This is a genomic window from Paenibacillus montaniterrae (genome assembly GCF_018403185.1).
Lineage (GTDB): Bacteria > Bacillota > Bacilli > Paenibacillales > Paenibacillaceae > Pristimantibacillus > Pristimantibacillus montaniterrae.
In genome coordinates this window covers 34,472-52,611 of sequence record NZ_BOSE01000005.1, presented here as the reverse complement: position 1 = coordinate 52,611, position 18,140 = coordinate 34,472, and the positions used below count along the sequence as shown (strand labels likewise).

The 18,140-nt window shown below is 46.4% G+C and carries 17 protein-coding genes; 15 read left to right on the top strand and 2 right to left on the bottom strand.

The features are described 5' to 3' along the window. The first annotated feature begins 272 nt into the window (after nt 1–272). From KJS52_RS14140 to KJS52_RS14100, 9 genes are all read left to right on the top strand, one after another. Complete coding sequence (locus KJS52_RS14140) at nt 273–1,853, top strand: peptide chain release factor 3 (protein ID WP_213516293.1); 1,581 nt, start codon at nt 273–275, stop codon at nt 1,851–1,853. Nucleotides 1,854–1,950: 97 nt separating this feature from the next. Then, nucleotides 1,951–2,766 carry an AraC family ligand binding domain-containing protein gene (locus KJS52_RS14135; RefSeq protein WP_213516291.1) on the top strand — a complete coding sequence of 272 codons (816 nt, stop codon included), beginning with the start codon at nt 1,951–1,953 and terminating at the stop codon, nt 2,764–2,766. Between the two features lie 24 nt (nt 2,767–2,790). Further along, a complete protein-coding gene (locus KJS52_RS14130) occupies nt 2,791–3,708 on the top strand; it encodes a DMT family transporter (protein ID WP_213516289.1) in 918 nt (305 codons plus the stop codon). A gap of 199 nt (nt 3,709–3,907) precedes the next feature. Beyond that, a complete protein-coding gene (locus tag KJS52_RS14125; RefSeq protein WP_213516287.1) occupies nt 3,908–4,573 on the top strand; it encodes a uracil-DNA glycosylase in 666 nt (221 codons plus the stop codon). Between the two features lie 207 nt (nt 4,574–4,780). Further along, nucleotides 4,781–5,788: a LacI family DNA-binding transcriptional regulator gene (locus KJS52_RS14120; protein WP_213516285.1), complete on the top strand. Its 1,008-nt coding sequence runs from the start codon at nt 4,781–4,783 to the stop codon at nt 5,786–5,788. A 21-nt stretch (nt 5,789–5,809) separates the two neighbouring features. Then, nucleotides 5,810–6,976 (top strand): Gfo/Idh/MocA family protein, encoded by a 1,167-nt coding sequence (locus KJS52_RS14115; RefSeq protein WP_213516283.1) that lies wholly within the window; start codon nt 5,810–5,812, stop codon nt 6,974–6,976. A gap of 14 nt (nt 6,977–6,990) precedes the next feature. Continuing rightward, nucleotides 6,991–7,716: a ThuA domain-containing protein gene (locus KJS52_RS14110; protein WP_213516275.1), complete on the top strand. Its 726-nt coding sequence runs from the start codon at nt 6,991–6,993 to the stop codon at nt 7,714–7,716. Between the two features lie 29 nt (nt 7,717–7,745). Next, nucleotides 7,746–8,852, top strand: coding sequence for a Gfo/Idh/MocA family protein (locus KJS52_RS14105; RefSeq protein ID WP_213516273.1), 1,107 nt, complete (start codon nt 7,746–7,748; stop codon nt 8,850–8,852). A 147-nt stretch (nt 8,853–8,999) separates the two neighbouring features. Next, nucleotides 9,000–10,244: an alpha-D-ribose 1-methylphosphonate 5-triphosphate diphosphatase gene (locus KJS52_RS14100; RefSeq protein ID WP_213516271.1), complete on the top strand. Its 1,245-nt coding sequence runs from the start codon at nt 9,000–9,002 to the stop codon at nt 10,242–10,244. Here the strand turns inward: KJS52_RS14100 and sspI are convergent. Beyond that, a complete protein-coding gene (gene sspI / locus KJS52_RS14095; protein ID WP_213516269.1) occupies nt 10,241–10,477 on the bottom strand; it encodes a small acid-soluble spore protein SspI in 237 nt (78 codons plus the stop codon). The two genes, KJS52_RS14100 and sspI, sit on opposite strands and share 4 nt — an antisense overlap. 104 nt (nt 10,478–10,581) lie before the next feature. On the opposite strand from sspI, the gene KJS52_RS14090 reads away from it, so the two are divergent. Next, on the top strand, nt 10,582–11,388 hold the full coding sequence (locus tag KJS52_RS14090) for a TrmH family RNA methyltransferase (RefSeq protein ID WP_213516267.1): 807 nt from the start codon (nt 10,582–10,584) through the stop codon (nt 11,386–11,388). A gap of 151 nt (nt 11,389–11,539) precedes the next feature. Here KJS52_RS14090 and KJS52_RS14085 read toward each other — a convergent pair whose 3' ends face one another. Next, entirely contained in the window at nt 11,540–12,055 is a 516-nt protein-coding gene (locus tag KJS52_RS14085; protein WP_213516265.1) for a nucleoside-diphosphate sugar epimerase, read from the bottom strand. Nucleotides 12,056–12,693: 638 nt separating this feature from the next. On the opposite strand from KJS52_RS14085, the gene KJS52_RS14080 reads away from it, so the two are divergent. The 5 genes from KJS52_RS14080 to KJS52_RS14060 all read left to right on the top strand — a co-directional run bounded on the left by KJS52_RS14080 (nt 12,694) and on the right by KJS52_RS14060 (nt 18,038). Next, on the top strand, nt 12,694–13,776 hold the full coding sequence (locus KJS52_RS14080) for a Gfo/Idh/MocA family protein (RefSeq protein WP_213516258.1): 1,083 nt from the start codon (nt 12,694–12,696) through the stop codon (nt 13,774–13,776). 137 nt (nt 13,777–13,913) lie between these two features. Continuing rightward, entirely contained in the window at nt 13,914–14,705 is a 792-nt protein-coding gene (locus tag KJS52_RS14075) for a GNAT family N-acetyltransferase (RefSeq protein ID WP_213516257.1), read from the top strand. Between the two features lie 65 nt (nt 14,706–14,770). After that, complete coding sequence (locus KJS52_RS14070) at nt 14,771–15,562, top strand: Cof-type HAD-IIB family hydrolase (RefSeq protein WP_213516255.1); 792 nt, start codon at nt 14,771–14,773, stop codon at nt 15,560–15,562. 64 nt (nt 15,563–15,626) lie between these two features. Continuing rightward, nucleotides 15,627–16,598: a M15 family metallopeptidase gene (locus tag KJS52_RS14065; RefSeq protein WP_213516253.1), complete on the top strand. Its 972-nt coding sequence runs from the start codon at nt 15,627–15,629 to the stop codon at nt 16,596–16,598. A gap of 228 nt (nt 16,599–16,826) precedes the next feature. Then, a complete protein-coding gene (locus KJS52_RS14060) occupies nt 16,827–18,038 on the top strand; it encodes a YncE family protein (RefSeq protein WP_213516251.1) in 1,212 nt (403 codons plus the stop codon). The last annotated feature ends 102 nt before the right edge of the window (nt 18,039–18,140 follow it).

Sequence of the window (18,140 nt, the reverse complement as noted above, 5' to 3'; positions counted from 1 at the left end):
GGAAACATTTGAGGTGCTCACGTAGCTTTTGCTCTACGCTGCGCTCCTCGTTTTCTACTAGCGTACAAGCTTCTTGGTACCAGTCAAGAGAGAGCATCAGCGGAGGAGCAAAGCAATCCGAAAAACGAATGTGTGTCGCCTTTAACATCGTAATGCAACCTTAAAAATATAATAAAAGAGCATTACGATTTAAAAAGCGACTGGAGGATTGCTTTGCTCCGTAGCGCTGATTCAACTTAATTAGAATGTTTTGTAATGAAGGGAAGGCAAGTATGAGTCTAAGTGAAGAGATAAAACAAGAGGTAGACAAGCGACGGACGTTTGCAATTATTGCCCATCCCGATGCAGGTAAGACGACTTTGACAGAGAAGCTCCTCCTATTTGGAGGAGCCATTCGTCTTGCTGGCTCTGTAAAGGCTCGCAAAGCGAACCGTCATGCAACCTCCGACTGGATGGAAATTGAAAAGCAGCGCGGAATTTCGGTAACCTCATCCGTTATGCAATTTGACTATAATGGACATCGCGTCAATATTCTTGATACGCCTGGTCACCAGGATTTCTCCGAGGATACTTATCGTACACTTACTGCGGCAGACAGTGCAGTGATGTTGATTGACGTAGCCAAAGGGGTCGAGGCGCAAACGATCAAGCTATTCCAGGTTTGTCGGCAGCGCGGAATCCCTATTTTTACGTTTATTAATAAATTGGACCGCGAAGGTAAAAATCCGTTCGATTTAATGGAAGAATTAGAGCAGGTGCTAGGCATCCGCTCTGTTCCGATGAACTGGCCGATTGGCTCTGGACGCGAGCTGTGCGGAGTTTATGACCGCATGAAAAATCAGGTCGAGCTGTTTCAAGGAAAGGATGATCATTCTACCATTGAGGTAAGAAAGGTAGAAGATTATAATGATCCGTTAATTCGCGAGATGGCGGGAGATTTCCTGACCGATCAATTGATCGGTGATTTGGAGCTGCTTGATGTTGCTGGCGATCAATTTGACTATGAAAAGGTTCGCGCAGGCGAGCTGACGCCAATTTTCTTTGGCAGTGCGGTCAATAACTTCGGTGTGCAAACCTTCCTTGAAAACTTCCTGCAAATGGCTCCAAAGCCAGGTGCGAAAGTAAGCGAAGAAGGGCCAATTGATCCAACAGATGATAAATTTAGCGGCTATGTGTTCAAAATTCAAGCGAATATGAATCCGGCTCACCGTGATCGCATCGCGTTTCTGCGTATTTGCTCGGGACGCTTTGAGCGCGGCATGTCCGTCAAGCATGTGCGCAATGGGAAAACGATCAAGCTTGCGCAGCCGCAGCAATTTTTAGCGCAGGATCGCGATATTGTTGACGTCGCTTATCCTGGTGACATTATCGGCTTATTCGATCCGGGTATTTTCCGCATTGGCGATTCGCTTTCGCAAGGCAAGGATATTGTATACAATGAGCTGCCAACCTTCTCGCCTGAAATTTTCGCGAAGGTTACGATTAAAAACGCGCTTAAGCAAAAGCAATATCAAAAAGGCATCGATCAGCTGACCGAGGAAGGCACGATTCAAGTGTTCTACTCCACAAGCTTTAATGAGACGATTTTAGGAGTAGTCGGACAGCTCCAATTCGAAGTATTCCAGTATCGGATGCAGGCAGAGTATGGGGTTGATGTACAGCTGCATCGCATGACCTATCAATTTGCCCGCTGGATTGTGGATGACAATATTGACCCAGGCAAGTTCCGCATTAACTCCACGCTAGTGAAGGACAAAAAAGACAACTATGTAGCGTTGTTTGAAAATGAATATGCGATGCGTACAGCAATGGAAAAAAATCCGAATACGAAATTTTTAGAGGTCGCTCCGTAAAGGAGCGGCTTTTTATATAATGGGAGCAATATGATACAAGATTTGCGACTATCACAGCTGCTATACTTGCAAGCATGGCGAGGAGGACGAAGAGGTTATGGGCAAAGAAATGAGATCAGTTGTATACGATGCTGATCTGAAGCTTGAAGCATATCATTTTGCGGGCATTATGCAGAAGTTTCCCAATCACTTTCACGATTATTATGTGATCGGGTTTATAGAAAGCGGCAAGCGCTATCTATCTTGCAAGCATAATACGTATACCATTATGCCCGGCGATCTGCTGCTGTTTAATCCGCTCGACAATCATGCTTGCGAGCAGGTGGAGGGAGAAGCGCTGAATTATCGCTGCATTAATGTGCAGCCGCAAACGATGCGCAAAGCAGCTCTGGAGATTACAGGCAAGGAAGAGCTGCCGTATTTCTCTGCAAATGTTGTTTTCGGCAGCGAACTGGTCCCGCTGTTAAAAGAGCTGCATCTAGCGATTATGAGCAAGGAAAAGGAATTTAGAAAGGAAGAGCTGTTCTATTTCTTGCTGCAGCAGCTGATTGAGGAGCATGCGATTCAGGATGCACGATCGGCGAATTCAGAGCAAAGCGAGCCAATTACAGCGATCTGCGATTATTTGGAGCAGCATTATATGGATAGCATTACGCTGGATGATTTAAGCAAGCTTGCCGGACTGAGCAAATATTATTTGCTGCGCAGCTTTACAAAGCAGAAGGGTATCTCGCCCTATAGTTATTTGGAGACGATACGAATCGGCAAAGCTAAGAAGCTGCTGGAGCAGGGCGTTTTGCCGATTGACGCAGCCCTGCAGACAGGCTTTTCCGATCAAAGTCATTTCTCCAACTTTTTCAAGAAATTTATTGGGCTGACGCCAAAGCAGTATATGAATATTTACAAAAGCTAGCAATTTGCAGTGGAAAGGACAGATATGAACAGAGATCCAAAGCTTATCGGGCATTCCTTGGCCTTGATCACGATTCTAATGTGGGGGATGACCTTTATTTCTACAAAGCTATTGCTGGAGACGATTTCACCAGTTGAAATTTTGTTTCTGCGCTTTGCTATTGGCTTTATTGCTTTATGTTTGCTTGCACCGATTGCGTTTAAGCGTGTAGTAATAAAGCATGAATGGTATTTTGCCGCTGCTGGGCTATGCGGCGTTACTCTGTATTTTTTGCTGGAAAATATTGCGCTAACCTACACGCTAGCTTCTCACGTTGGCGTCATCGTTTCCATCGTACCATTTTTTACTGCCATACTTGCTCATTTTTTATTGGATGGCGAGAAGCTGAATCTGCAGTTTTTCGTTGGCTTTGCGATAGCACTGGCAGGAATCTTTTTAATTAGCTTTAACGGCAATTATAATCTAAAGCTTAATCCGCTGGGCGACTTGCTTGCAATAGCGGCCGCTGTAGTGTGGGCTGTCTATTCGGTCTTGACCAAAAAGATCAGCCAGTTTCCGTACAGCACCGTTCAAGCTACACGCAAAATGTTTTTTTACGGTTTAATCTTTATGCTGCCTGTTTTAGCGATTTACGGCTTTAAGCCGCAATGGGGGCAGCTTGTCGAGCCGCTTCCGCTTTTCCATCTTATCTTTCTTGGCTTGGGCGCCTCCGCGCTTTGCTTTGTTACCTGGAACTCCGCTGTTAAAATGCTGGGGGCGGTCAAAACAAGCGTTTATATTTATATGGTGCCGGTTGTAACGGTGATCGCCTCAGCGATTATGCTCAAGGAAAACATTACGCCTGCTGTTGGAATCGGCACGCTGCTGGCGCTAGCGGGCTTGTTATTGTCGGAGGGCAAATTTACGAGAGGAAAGAAGAAGGAAGCTAAACAGCAACTGTAAAAGCTGCAAGCCGCCATACCGTTCATGCATGAAGCTTCGTCCCGGGGCTTGGCAAGCTGGCTCCGTATGCGATTTGACTGCATAAATTCAACAACTTACAATAGATTTGGATGATAGTAGATAGTAAATAGTAGATAGTAGATAGTAGATTGCTAGAAGGTAGATTGCTAGAGTGCTATGAACGGAATGGAGGACAGGCATGAAGATTTTACAAAATGATTGGGCGCACTATTTGGAGGCTGAATTTGAGAAAGACTACTATATTAAGCTGCGGCAAGCATTGAAGCAGGAATATAGCCGCGCGACGGTATATCCGGATATGTATCATATTTTTAATGCGCTGCATATGACGCCATATGCGGAGACGAAGGTGCTTATTTTGGGACAGGACCCGTATCATGGACCAGGTCAAGCGCATGGGCTAAGCTTCTCCGTTCAAGAAGGCGTGCCGTTTCCGCCATCGCTGCGCAATATGCTGAAGGAGCTGCAGGATGATCTGGGCATTCCGCTGCCTAAGCATGGCTGCCTGGAGAAATGGGCCAAGCAGGGAGTGCTGCTGCTTAACAGCGTGCTTACGGTTAGGCAAGGGGAGCCAAACTCCCACCGCATGCTAGGCTGGGAGCTGTTTACGGATCGTGTTATTGAAGTATTGAATGAACGCGAGCAGCCGATTGTTTTTATTTTATGGGGCAGACATGCACAGGACAAGCTGCGCATGATTGATCGCGATCGCCATTTTGTATTAATGTCACCGCATCCGAGCCCGCTGTCTGCCAGCAGAGGCTTTTTTGGCAGCCGCCCTTATTCTAAAACGAATGAGTTTTTGCGCAGCATCGGTCAGCAGGAAATCGACTGGGCGCTATAAGGCGCGGCTGCTTTGTTTGGGGCTGTCTGGGAAATCGGCATGAGTCTTCCCTTTCAGGCGGCCCCTTAGTTCATCCCGGCGTAAGTAATTTGGCCCAAACATAATCAGTTATAAAAAAGGATTGACAAGTAAACGATTACATGAAATAATGTACGCGTGTACATCGTGATTGTATTGGTAAATTTCTTAAGAAAAGGAGGTTAATGAATGAGCAGAAAAGATGTTGCCAAGCTAGCCGGGGTGTCTGAAGCGACTGTATCGCGCGTTATGAACAACGTCGGTCCGATCAAAAAGGAGACGCGTGAAAAGGTGCTGAGAGCCGCTGAACAGCTCGGATATGAACTGAATGCGCTAGCTCAACAGCTTGCTCGCCAAAAAAGCGGAAACCTTGGTGTCGTGCTGCCGCATGTGCCTAAGGTTCATTTATTTTCAACCTATTACTTTTCAGAAATTTTAAGCGGAATTGCAGAGGTTGCACGCAAGCAAAATATTGATTTGCTGATGGTGTTTCAGGACCCTGCAAAGCAAAGAGACTATACTAAACTATTTCGCTCTAAAAAGATAGATTCCTGCATCATTTTAGGATCAACTGACAGCGAGGAAGAACGCACAGCGCTGCAGGAGCTGACCGATCACAGCTATCCGTTTGTTATTATTAATCAGCGCTATGCTGGCATGCCGTTTCGTTTTGTTGATGGCGATCATGTGTATGGCAGCTATCTAGCTGTGTCGCATTTGCTGGAGCAGGGCAGCAAGCGAGTAGCGCTGCTGAATGGGCCTAAGCAGTATTCCAACAGTATTGATCGCTATAACGGATACTTGAAGGCGCTTCATGAGCGCGATATCCACTGCCAGGAGCAGTGGCTTGTCGAAGGGAACTATAGCCGCAGAAGCGGGATGAATGCCGCCAAAAAGCTGGCAGGCTTAATCGAGGCGGGCGAGATCGACAGCATTTTTGCAGCCAATGATCGGATGGCGATTGGTGCAATGGAGGGGCTGGCTGCGCATCAGCTTGAAGCAGGCAAGCATTACCGCATCATTGGCTATGATGACTCCGATGGCGCAAAAATTGTGACTCCCAAGCTGTCGAGTATATCGGTTCCGTTTTACGAAATGGGAGTAAAAGCGGCTACGATGCTGCTTGACGATAAGCATCGCGAGGAATCGCATGCAATCATGCCGGTTTCCTTAGTAATCAGGCAATCTTCAATTTGAAAATAGAAAGGGGAATTTGTGATGAAACAAGTTCGTATTGGAATGGTTGGCTACAAATTTATGGGTAAGGCGCACAGTAATGCTTATCGTGTGCTGCCGATGTTTTTCCCTAATAGCACCGCACCGCAGATGAAGGTGATTTGCGGACGCAATGCCGAGGCGCTTGAAGCAGCGCGTCTGCAGTTTGGCTGGGAGGAAGCGGTGACGGATTGGCGCGAGCTGCTTAAGCGTGACGATATCGACTTGATCGATATTAATGCGCCGAGCAATGCGCATAAGGAAATTGCGATTGCAGCGGCCCAGGCAGGCAAGCATATTTTTTGTGAAAAGCCGCTGGCGCTAACACTTGCAGATTCCCGCGAAATGCTGGCTGCAGCCGAGGCTGCTGGCATCAAGCATATGGTTGGCTTCAACTATCGCTTTGCGCCAGCTGTACAATTGGCGAAAAAGCTGATTGAAGAAGGAAGACTTGGACAAATTTATCATTTCCGCGGCCAATTTTTGCAGGACTGGATTATGGACCCGCAATTCCCGCTTGTTTGGAGATTGCAAAAGGAAATTGCCGGTTCTGGCTCTTGGGGCGATCTAGGTGCTCATGTCGTCGATATGGCTCGTTATTTGGTCGGTGAATTTGCCGAAGTGATCGGGATGAGTGAAACCTTTATTAAGGAGCGTCCAATCGCCTCCAATATGACGGGGCTAAGCGCCACTGCGAGCGGCGAAAATACGGAAATGGGACAGGTAACAGTAGACGATGCAACGCTCATGATGGCCAGATTTGAAAATGGCGCGCTTGGCAGCATTGAAGCAACGCGCTTTGCTGGCGGCCATCGCTGTACGAACGGCTTTGAAATCAACGGCAGCAAGGGCAGTGTTCGTTTTGACTTTGAGCGCATGAATGAGCTCGAGGTTTATTTCAGCGACGATGCAGCAGATGTGCAGGGCTTCCGTCGCGTGCTGGCTACAGATCCAGCGCATGCTTATATGGACGCTTGGTGGCCGGCTGGGCATACAATCGGCTACGAGCACACCTTTACGCATGAAATGGTAGAGCTGATGGACGCTATCACTAATGATCGCCAGCCTGTACCGAACTTTGTGGATGGAGTGAAATGCCAGGAGGTGCTGGAGGCGGTAGAGCGCTCAATTGAGCAGCGCCGCTGGGTTGCGATTAGCGAAATGGAATAGAGGAGGAATAGAGGATGCGCAAAGCACTAATTGTATGGGGTGGCTGGGACGGTCATCAGCCGGAGCAGGTCGCTCACATTTTTAAACGGCAGCTTGAAGCAGAAGGATTTGAGGTTGACGTTCAGGATAAGCTGGAGGCATTTGGCGATGCTGAATATTTGAAAAGCCTTGATTTGATTATTCCGGTATGGACGATGGGTGAAATTGAGCAGGAGCTTGTTAATAACGTATCGGCAGCCGTGCAAAGCGGTGTTGGGCTTGCTGGCTGTCATGGCGGAATGTGCGACGCTTTCCGCAAAAACGTAGACTGGCAGTTTATGACGGGCGGTCAATGGGTTGCTCATCCGGGCAATGACGGTGTGCGTTATACTGTGGAAATGTGCAACAGCTCCAGCCCGCTTGTAGAAGGCATTGCAAATTTTGAAGTAGCGTCCGAGCAATATTATTTGCATGTTGATCCAGCCGTTGAAGTGCTGGCGACAACACGCTTCCCAACGGTAGACGGGCCTCATGCCTTTAATAAGGCAGTAGATATGCCAGTAGCGTGGACGAAGCGCTGGGGCTTGGGCAGAGTCTATTACAACTCGCTTGGCCATCAAGCGAATATTATGGAAATCGCAGAGGTGCAGGAAATGATGCGCCGCGGCTTCTTATGGTGCGCAGAGGGCAAGTCGCTTGCCGCAGAAGCAGGCGTGCTGGCAGGTACTTACACAGGCATGCAGGACAATCAAGTGAACTAGATTATGTAGCGGATAGGGTGACGATGTCAATGGATAAATTAAAAGTCGGAATTATCGGTGCGGGCAATATTAGCGGCATTTATTTGGAAAATGGCAGCAAATTCGACAGCATGGAGGTTGTTGCTGTCGCCGATCTTGACGTCGCGCGCGCTCAGGAGAAGGCGGAGAAACACGGGATCCGCGGGCTGTCTGTGGCCGAGCTGCTGGCAGATCCTGAAATTCAAATGGTTATTAACCTGACGATTCCTCAAGCTCATGCCAGCGTCAGCATGGAGGCGCTGGAGGCAGGCAAGCATGTCTATGTAGAGAAGCCGTTCACCGTAACACGCGAGGAAGCACAGCAGGTGCTTGCACTCGCGGAAGAGAAAGGGCTTTATGCAGGCAGTGCGCCGGATACATTCCTTGGCGGCGGTATTCAGACAGCCGCGAAAGCGATTGCGGATGGCTGGATCGGCAGGCCGATTAGCGCGAGCGCATTTATGCTATCGGGCGGACATGAAAGCTGGCATCCTAGTCCGGAATTTTATTATCAGACTGGCGGCGGCCCGATGTTCGATATGGGACCCTACTATTTGACGGCGATGGTAGCGATGCTTGGCCCGATTACACGGGTAACGGGGGCTGCTAACATTTCCCATCCGGAACGCACGATTACGAGCCAGCCGAAATACGGTCAGAAGATTAAGGTTGAGGTGCCGACGCATGTGGCGGGTATTTTGGATTTTGCAGGCGGCGCCATCGGTACGATCATTACCTCCTTCGATATCCCTGGCTTTTCAACGCTTCCACGCATTGAAGTGCATGGCAGCCATGGTACGCTGGTTGTGCCGGATCCAAACATGTTTGGCGGCGAAATTAAAATTCACCGTGCCGGTACAAAGGAATGGAGCAGCATTCCGCATTTGTTTGGCAATACAGACAATAGCCGTGGACTGGGCGCTGCCGAAATGGCTGCGGCAATATTGGAAGGCAGAGCGCAGCGAGCGAGCGGCAAGCTTGGCTATCATGTACTGGAGGCGATGCATGGCATTCACGATGCGGCATCCAGCGGCCAGCATTATATGATGAGCAGCAGCTGCGACAAGCCTGAGCTGATGCCGCTTGGCAAACGAAGCTTCCAGGTGCTTAATTCGTAGTGTATTAATATGCAAATGAACAAGCGCCTTTTGATGCGTAGCAGTGCAAGCTGTTATGTGTCGAAAGGCGCTTTTGCCTTTCTGTTTTACAAATGTTTTACAACGATTTACAATGAATAAAATGCAACTAATTAAGGAGGCGCCGCTATGAGTAAAATTGCGGATTCCAACATAACGCAGTCTGAGGAAGAACGGCTGCTCATTCTGGCCTCTGGCACCGTGGTGACGGAGGAAACATCCATACAAGCTTCTGTCGTCATACGAAACAACATTATTGAGCAAATTATTTCTGCCGAGGTCGCAGTTGAAACCATTATTGCAAGCTATGAACAGCAAAATGTGCAGCATATCGAAGTTATGGATGCTACCAACAAAATGATTTTGCCCGGGCTAATTGATATTCATTGTGATGCAATCGAAAAAGAAGTGCAGCCGCGGCCGAACACCTTATTCCCTTTGGAAATGTCGCTGCTTGAATTTGAACGCAAGCTGCCTGTACATGGTATTACGACGATGTATCACTCTCTTTCGCTAGGAGTGGGTCTGAGCTTGCGCGGCTATCATCTCGTTTCTGAGCTAATAGATTTGATCCATCGCTACAATGCTGAACGAGGCTTGGTGCGCAACCTTATTCATTTGCGGTTTGAGGTTTCCTATGTTGATGGGCTGCCGATGGTGGAGCACTTTATTGACGAAGGGCTCATTCATTATTTATCGTATATGGATCATTCTCCGGGCCAAGGTCAGTATCGCCAGGAAGGCTCGTTTGAGCGCTATGTTATGAAAAATCAAGGCGTAACAGCAAGCGAGGTAAAAGAGATTGTAGACGATTTGCTGCGGCGCAGGCAAGCGATTGATTGGGACAAGCTGAACAAGCTGGTGCTGCGTGCGCGCGGCAAAGGGATTGCGGTGGCTTCCCATGACGATGATACATTGGACAAGGTAGAGAGTGGAGTGGCGAGCGGCATTAACGTAAGCGAGTTTCCAATTACATTAGAGGTTGCCAAGCATGCGGCGGCTCGCGGGATGCATGTATGCGTGGGCGCTCCAAATGTCGTGCGCGGAGCATCACATGATCATAATTTGCGGGCAATTGATGCCATTTGCGAAGCGGGCGCTGACATTATTTGCTCCGATTATCATCCTGCTTCAATGCTGCAAGCTATTTTCAAGCTGGTAGAGGAAGCGAATATGCCGCTGCAGGATGCGGTAAAGCTGGCGACATTGCACCCTGCGCAGGCAATGGGGATCGCGGAGCAGGTTGGTTCCATCGCCAAAGGGAAAAAGGCCGACCTCATTATAGTCGACCAATTTCATGGGCTGCCCTATGTGGAAAAAACGATTGTAAACGGCCGGATCGTCTATACCTCTCAGCCGTATTATCAAGCTTAATAGGAAGGCGAGGCTTTGGATGGATCAGCATGCAAATGCTCATATAGCGTGTTAACCATTTCCGATTGCTGAGCCTCGCTGGAGTCCTTCCAAATAATTTCGAACAATACGCCTAGTCCTGGCAATGCGCGCTCATCAGCATCGCATGAACCGTCAATCGTTTCATGAATTTCATTTTTGCTATTACTTTGAATACGGTTTATGATCGCTTGGCGAAGATCAAGATTTTGCATTCTTAATATCCTCCTTATGTATTTGATTGGTAATAGCTTTACTTTGCCCAGAAGAGTAATGTATCATTCACTTAGCAATGATTTCAGGAAGGTTTGTGAAAGGTATGACTAAAGAGCATTTGCTGCTTTCATCCGTGCAAAATGATCGCGTAAAGCAATGGGCAGCACTGCAGGAAAAAAAACATCGCGATCGCCAGCAGCGATTTGTAATTGAAGGGATTCATTTGCTAAAGGAAGCGATTGCGGCTCAAGCTGTAATTGAAGCGATAATTTATGATGCTGAAAAAGGTCTGCCTGGGGAAATTGCCGCGCTGCAATCCAGGGTGGATTCATATACAGAATGGTACAAGGCAACACCGCATGTTCTAGCCAAATGCACCGGCACGAACTCGCCGCCGCCGCTTTTTGCTGTGCTGGCCAAGCCGCAAGCTGACGACGCTGCGTTGTTCAAGCCCAATGGCCTTGTCGTCGTGCTTGATGGCGTGCGCGACCCGGGAAATGTCGGCACCATTATAAGAAGCGCCGATGCGGTTGGCGCCGATGCCGTTATATTGGGGAGCGGCTGCGTCGATCTCTACAATCCCAAAACAGTACGCTCTACAATGGGCTCCTTGTTCCATTTGCCCATTATAGAAGGAGAGCTGCGTCCGTTAATCGAGCAGGCAAAGCAGCAGGGCATTCATATCGTAGGCACAAGCCTGCAAGCAACGCAAAATTGCTATGAATATAGCTGGAAGCAAGGCTCCTGGCTCGTCATGGGCAGCGAAGGCGATGGTCTGTCAGCCGAAGTGGAGGCGCTCGTCAATCAGACGGTGATTATACCGATGGCAGGGCAAAGCGAATCGCTGAATGTAGCGATGGCGACGACAGTATTGCTTTATGAGGCGCTACGTCAACGGCAATATAGCTGATTATGGCAGTTTTATTCAATTAAATCATCTGAAAAATTGTTTACATGCTGTGCTGGTAAAGCAAGCTTAAAGACTGGAAGTTTCATGCTCAACATGCTCCCTCCAGTCTTTTATTGTTTAAACAGCTGTACGTTATAAAGTACGGTAATACTTATTGAACTGCAATACTATTCACATATTGATATACGTTTTTTAACAGTCTCTTGAGCAGTGCCTTGTTGTTTTTGCTGTAAATCCCCAAACTTTTTCTTGCTTGCTTTAAAGAAAATGTATCATGAATAATATAATTCCTGAGGTCTGCAAGCTGCTTAATATTGAAGCTAGAATCAAACTGAATTGAATCCTTAAGCTTTTCTTGTAAATCTACAATGATATTTAGATCCTCTTCCTTTTTATATTCTTTTCTATCAAGTAAGATTGAGTAACTATCCTTAAGGAGCTGTTCCACTAGCGCATACAGTTCGATAATTAGCGCAGCATATTTTCTATCCTTTCGTTTTGTATAAATATCTACCAGGTCATTATCGGAAATCAGCTCAAAGCCTCTCAATTTGTTTTTTCCTTGTTTTTTTGTCTTATCAATGATTTGTTTAAACTCGATGTTGATAAGTTCAACTTCATAAAGCGTTTCTCGAATCAACTTTTCCACTTTCTTCTTCTTTTTCATACATCAAACACTCTCCTGTTTTAAATTTAAAAGCAAAAAAGGGTGAACGAGATGAGCACATACCTTTACCTTGGTTTTGAAAAGGAACAAAATGAAGTCACTACGAATTGGTGTTCCAAGTGAGCATTCATATAAAATGCTTGTTAACGAGATATGAATCTAATTAACTTCGCACCCTTTGTGCAAACGACGTTTGCAGAGCTTCTGGGCGCCCGCATTTAATTTCCTTTTCCAAACCTTATAGATAAAAATACATGTCAACTCATTCGCCCTTATTTTATGGCGATGGGTTTAATTGTTCTGTAGACAATATATCTCTAACATGGATAATTTAACAGCCAACAAGCTCGAGTCATCTGTTAAAACCATAACGATGAGACCAATATTTTCGTTATGTCAATAAGAGTTAGAGACTTAAAAGCATCCTGAATTTAGGACAAGTTCAATGATAGCAAAATTAAGGTGTAATTTCAAGAACAAAGATACCGCTTTAAACATCCTAAAGGACAAGTTGTATGTACTCGATGTGAAACGGTACAATGAGAGTAGGTGTCAATTCTATTGTGTACTTGGCACACGATTAAAGTAAGAAAAAACGGTAAGCAGAATGATGCTGTTTACCTATTGGAGGTATGCAAATGACACAGAAACATCGAATTGGAATTATAGGCTGTGGCGGGATTGCGTTTGGCAAGCATATGCCAGCCTTGCAAAAGCAGCCGAATGCTGAGATGGTTGCCTTCTGTGATATTGATGAAGCACGGGCAAGAGAAGCCAGTGAAAAGTTTGGTTCATCAGATGCAAGGGTGTATACCCATTATATGGAGCTTTTGTCCGACAGCTCTCTCGATATCGTGCATGTCTGTACGCCAAACGACTCGCATGCCGATATTTCGATCGCTGCACTGGAAGCGGGCAAGCATGTGATGTGCGAGAAGCCGATGGCTAAAACGGCGGCAGATGCGCGTCGCATGGTTGAAGCTGCCAAGCGTACAGGCAAAAAGCTGACAATCGGCTATCAAAATCGCTTCAGATCTGATTCACAATACTTAAAGAGTCTGTGTGAGGAAGGAGTGCTTGGCGAAATTTATTATGCCAAGGCTCATGCAATTCGCCGCCGTGCAGTGCCTACCTGGGGCGTGTTTCTCGATGAGGAAAAGCAAGGCGGAGGCCCGCTAATCGACATTGGGACGCATGCGCTTGATTTAACGCTTTGGATGATGGACAACTATAAGCCGAAGGTCGTGCTTGGCACAGCATTTCATAAGCTGTCGAAAAAAGCGAATGCCGCAAATGCGTGGGGCTCATGGGACCCTGAGAAGTTTACGGTGGAGGACTCGGCAATGGCAATGATTACGATGCAAAATGGTGCAACGATTATGCTCGAATCAAGCTGGGCGATCAATATGCTGCACACTGGCGAAGCGAAAACTACGCTGTGTGGAACAGAAGGTGGAGCGGATATGGAGGATGGCTTGCGCATTAACGGCGAGAAAAACAGCAAGCTGTTCACGAACCGCATCGAGCTTGAGGCTGGCGGTGTTGATTTCTATGATGGCAGCAAGGATGATCCTGCGGAGCTGGAAGCGAGACTTTGGCTACAGGCTATCGAGCAGGACAGTGAGCCGCTCGTTACACCAGAGCAGGCTTGTGTTGTTTCAGAAATTTTGGAGGCGGTTTACGAGTCTTCGAAAACCGGCAAAGCCATTTATTTCGACTAGCCTATATTTGACAGACCTACAGACTGTAGAGAAACTTTAGCTTTCGAGCATAGTTGATCTACAGTCTTTTTTCTGGTACGTTATGGTAATATATCTAGATTGATAGTTTAATAAAATGCGAGGAGGCGGACAGCAGAATGGTTAACGAAGCACTGGCAGATACGCTGGAAAAAAGCGAAATCCACTATATGACAGATCGTATGAATGCAATAGGCGAGCGGACAGGCAACCCGGAAGGAATTGAAATCAAGCGGGTAGCAGACTGTGTCGCATTTTACAGCAAGACGATGCCATGGGGATTATTTAACAATGTAAAAGGGTTGGTACAAGAAGCGGATATTCCTGAGCTGCTCCAATTTTATCGCGAACGTGAACGAGATTTTGAGTTTCATATTATTCCAAGTAAAGCGAATCGTTCTGTTCTGCAGGCTTTGCATCGTGCAGGCTTTTATCAATCAGCCTTTCATACCAGCTTATATTGCGAGTCACGAGAAGTAGTGTTTGACGATCATGAGGAGATTAGCGTTCGCGAGCTTAGTGCTGACGAGCTTGACACCTATGCTGAAATCCACTGCCTTGGCACTGGTCTTTCATTGAACGGAAAAGAGGCGGTAGCTGAAAACAATCGGGTATTATTTATTCGTCCAAACTGGCGCTATTATATTGGATTTTATCGTAATGCACCTGCTGCCGTTGCAGTTATGCATATGGAGGAAGGTGTAGCTTCATTAACCTTTGCAGCGACATTGCCGCAGTACAGACAGCAAGGATTGCAAACGAGACTGCTGCAACGCAGAATTAACGATGCTTATTTGAACGGCTGCAAGCTTGTAGTAGGGCAATGTACATACTGCTCCGCCAGTCATCGCAATATGGAACGTGTCGGAATGAGGATCGGATATACGCGGGCCACCTGGTCCAAGGCCTGACAATCCAGCAGGAGTGAAGCTTAGAAGTTTGCAAGCTCAAATGAATCAAACGAGAGGGTGATAGTATGGCAATAAAAGCGATTGCTGTAGATTTGGATGGAACCTTGCTTAATTCAAGCAAGCAGGTGTCAGCACGAAGCTGCAATGCTTTGCTTCGCGCACACCAGTTGGGATTGAAACTGATCGTAGCTACTGCACGACCGCCGCGTGCTGTGGAAATGCTGCTGCCTGAGGCGTTAAAGCGGATAAGCGCTTATATTTATTACAACGGCGCGATGATAAACTGCAGTCACAGCCAGTTTACGTATCATCAAGCGATTGACAGCACGCTTTCTGCACGGATACTATCATTTATTATGCAGGAGCCGAATGCTGACATTAGTATTGAGGTGGCAGACCAATGGTTTACAATAAGCGAGTTTGATGCTTCGGTTGTTCAGGCTGTTGGCGGGGAGCCAATATTGAAATCCTTGGAGGAAATGCAAACCGTAAGCCCGTCGAAAATAATAGCTGCCGGGCTAAACAATTGGCGGGGCTTGGTTGAGCAGTTTGGCGATGAAGTAAATGTGCTTGTCACAGATCAAGGCCAGCTTGTGCAGATTGCTCATTTGCAGGTATCCAAGGAGCTTGCGCTGCAGCGGCTTTGTGATGTCTATAGCATAGGTCTTGATGAAGTTATCGTATTTGGCGACGATACCAATGATATCGGCTTGTTTGAAGCATGCGGACATGCTGTTGCAATGGGCAATGCCATCCCTGAGCTTAAACAGCTTGCTGATGAAGTAACAGCCAGCAATGATGAAGATGGAGTAGCGATAGTAGTTGAGCGTTTAACTGCTGCACTTGCTCATTCATAGATTCATAGATTCATAGATTAAGAATTTCGATCAATCATTTGTCGTAGAGCAAGGAGGGAACAACATGCGCTTAAAATGGTTGATGTTATGTTTCGTTGTATTACTGGCAGGCTGTGCTGCATCCAGTCCATCGGCCGACAATCAGCAGCAGGTTACGAACAGCGCTGAAGAGAAGGGATCAGACAAAGACAAGGATGGATCAGTAAATGAGATTTCTTCAGTAGCTGATTCTGAGGGAATCGAATCAGCTTTTGGCACCGACTCCAACGGCAGCGATCCAGCAGATGATGCGCTGCAACAGGAGTCTCACAGTGAAGCTCTCACAGAATCCGCCAAAGAATCTGAACCAGAATCCACTATAGAACCTGAACCAGAATCTATAGAAGCTCAGTCCGCTGAAGAAGTAGAATTCGACAAGAAAAGAGAGCTTCCAGAGGGCTTTGTATACGTCGATGAGGTGCTGGAGCATGCGCTTTATGATATTCGCTATTACGGTGAATACAATTTTGTTGGCGAGCAAATTGATGGTTATAACGCGCCGTTTGCAATTTTAAGCGAAAAGGCTGCAGCGGCTCTGAAAAAGGTCGAACAAGCGATGGAGCCGCTCGGCTATGTGCTGCTTATATATGATGCTTATCGCCCGCAAAAGGCAGTAGCGCATTTTGGCAGATGGGCGAAAGATGAGCAGGATGAACGGATGAAGGAACAGTTTTACCCTGATGTAGATAAAAGCGATGTATTTGAGCTCGGTTTTCTAGCTCGACGCTCGGGGCATTCGCGCGGCAGCACGGTCGATCTGACGTTGGCTGATAAGGAGACAGGCGAATCGCTCGATATGGGCGGGCCGTATGATTTTTTTGGTGATATTTCTGCCCATGAAGCAGCGGGGTTGACCAAAGAGCAAAGCGAGCTGCGCTTGCTGCTAAAGGAAACAATGGTGGCGGCAGGCTTTGAGCCTTATCGTAAAGAATGGTGGCACTATACGTTGAAAAATGAGCCGTATCCGAAGAAATACTTTGATTTTGATGTTGAGTAAGCTGAAGGTAATTCGGGAAAGCAGCTAGCTGCTATACATTCACTTGTTTTTAACAAGCGTATACGGTTTACCGATAGCACAAAATTTGGAGAAAAGTGGAGACAATTAGCCGTTAATTTTGGAACGGACCTTTCATAGATTAACTTGTACAATGCTTGACGATGCTGAACTTCTGACACTCATAGAGTTAGGGTTCACTGTCAGTCATCATTGAACAAAATAATCCATATGAAAGGATTGATTCAAAAGATGGTAACCAATTATGTTTATGTGGCTTATCAAGACTATAGCGGCAACGCTTTTCTTGGCTTTGTTGACCCTGATACGAACAAGCCAGTAGCTTCAGTTCCAGTCGGTACTACGCCGCCTAATTTATATCCACCATTAAAAGTAGGAGTCAACCCGGAAGGGACTCGGGTGTATGTAAGCAATAGTCATCTTAAAACTCTATTCGTTATTAATACCGTTAATCCGGGGATTGTGACTACGATTGATTTATCCAGCATGAAGACGAGCTATCCTGTAGAATATATTTTGGTGACTCCAGATAGTTTGTATGTCTATCTGGGGTACTTGAATAATACTGTTGCAGTTGTAGATGCAGTTAGCAACCAGTTGCTTTATTCACTGGATGTTTCAAACGGAGTTAAAGGAATGACAACTGGAGCAGGACATGTTTTTATTGCGACTTCAGGTTTTGGGGATGCGACTCTACAAATGATTGTGGATGCAACACCAATAGGCTCTCAAACCATTACGAGAAATATTTTTAAGCATGTCAGTGATCTTTATGGCTATCCTTGGCCTTATGGTGGACCAAGTCAGCTTGCAATTGTCAAAGGCATGGGGGGAGATCAGATTCAGAGTATGAACCCGTTAATTATCCCTGGTAATGGTGGTAGTAATAATAACGGTGTAGGGATTTATTATTCTCTTGTAAGTAATTTAACCGACAGCCAAGTTTTGACGGGGCCGGATATTATATCACCGACGGTGCCAGTTGTGCTTTCCAACAATACCAGATACGTGACTCAAACCGATGGAACATATGAAACTCCGCTTCCTGTACTGAGAATGAATGGAAATCAGGTGATCGAAAATCTTACTCCTAATATTTCGGCACAAAATTGCATAGCGGTTTCTCCCGATGAAAAATGGGTATGTGTGACGTTTGGAGACCAATTTGAAAGCAGTCAAGGCTTAGTGATTTACCCGGTTGTGCCCGTTGGCACTTCGACTCCACCGGGAAAGGTGATTTCCTTCGCTCAGATTCAAAATGGATTAGCTATAACCTCGGACAGCAAATATGCTTATACATTGGCTAGCGATACCAGGCACTTCCTGAATAGTGTAGTTCTATCCACTCAGACTCGCAGACAGCAATTATTTATGGGGATTATACATTCCTTTGTAGCAAGCTATACGCCGTATACCATGTAATTAGGAAAGAGCCTGTTGGATAAGCAGGCTTTTTCTAATGCTTAAAAAAACTGTATTTTACCTTAAAAAAGGTTATTAACAATCTTTAAAAGTTGTGTTAAG

Excerpts from the sequence above, each read along its gene's own strand:
- KJS52_RS14140 (WP_213516293.1), top strand. The coding sequence starts at position 273 with ATGAGTCTAAGTGAAGAGATAAAACAAGAGGTAGACAAGCGACGGACG.
- KJS52_RS14135 (WP_213516291.1), top strand. The coding sequence starts at position 1,951 with ATGGGCAAAGAAATGAGATCAGTTGTATACGATGCTGATCTGAAGCTT.
- KJS52_RS14130 (WP_213516289.1), top strand. The coding sequence starts at position 2,791 with ATGAACAGAGATCCAAAGCTTATCGGGCATTCCTTGGCCTTGATCACG.
- KJS52_RS14125 (WP_213516287.1), top strand. The coding sequence starts at position 3,908 with ATGAAGATTTTACAAAATGATTGGGCGCACTATTTGGAGGCTGAATTT.
- KJS52_RS14120 (WP_213516285.1), top strand. The coding sequence starts at position 4,781 with ATGAGCAGAAAAGATGTTGCCAAGCTAGCCGGGGTGTCTGAAGCGACT.
- KJS52_RS14115 (WP_213516283.1), top strand. The coding sequence starts at position 5,810 with ATGAAACAAGTTCGTATTGGAATGGTTGGCTACAAATTTATGGGTAAG.
- KJS52_RS14110 (WP_213516275.1), top strand. The coding sequence starts at position 6,991 with ATGCGCAAAGCACTAATTGTATGGGGTGGCTGGGACGGTCATCAGCCG.
- KJS52_RS14105 (WP_213516273.1), top strand. The coding sequence starts at position 7,746 with ATGGATAAATTAAAAGTCGGAATTATCGGTGCGGGCAATATTAGCGGC.
- KJS52_RS14100 (WP_213516271.1), top strand. The coding sequence starts at position 9,000 with ATGAGTAAAATTGCGGATTCCAACATAACGCAGTCTGAGGAAGAACGG.
- sspI (WP_213516269.1), bottom strand. The coding sequence starts at position 10,477 with ATGCAAAATCTTGATCTTCGCCAAGCGATCATAAACCGTATTCAAAGT.
- KJS52_RS14090 (WP_213516267.1), top strand. The coding sequence starts at position 10,582 with ATGACTAAAGAGCATTTGCTGCTTTCATCCGTGCAAAATGATCGCGTA.
- KJS52_RS14085 (WP_213516265.1), bottom strand. The coding sequence starts at position 12,055 with ATGAAAAAGAAGAAGAAAGTGGAAAAGTTGATTCGAGAAACGCTTTAT.
- KJS52_RS14080 (WP_213516258.1), top strand. The coding sequence starts at position 12,694 with ATGACACAGAAACATCGAATTGGAATTATAGGCTGTGGCGGGATTGCG.
- KJS52_RS14075 (WP_213516257.1), top strand. The coding sequence starts at position 13,914 with ATGGTTAACGAAGCACTGGCAGATACGCTGGAAAAAAGCGAAATCCAC.
- KJS52_RS14070 (WP_213516255.1), top strand. The coding sequence starts at position 14,771 with ATGGCAATAAAAGCGATTGCTGTAGATTTGGATGGAACCTTGCTTAAT.
- KJS52_RS14065 (WP_213516253.1), top strand. The coding sequence starts at position 15,627 with ATGCGCTTAAAATGGTTGATGTTATGTTTCGTTGTATTACTGGCAGGC.
- KJS52_RS14060 (WP_213516251.1), top strand. The coding sequence starts at position 16,827 with ATGAAAGGATTGATTCAAAAGATGGTAACCAATTATGTTTATGTGGCT.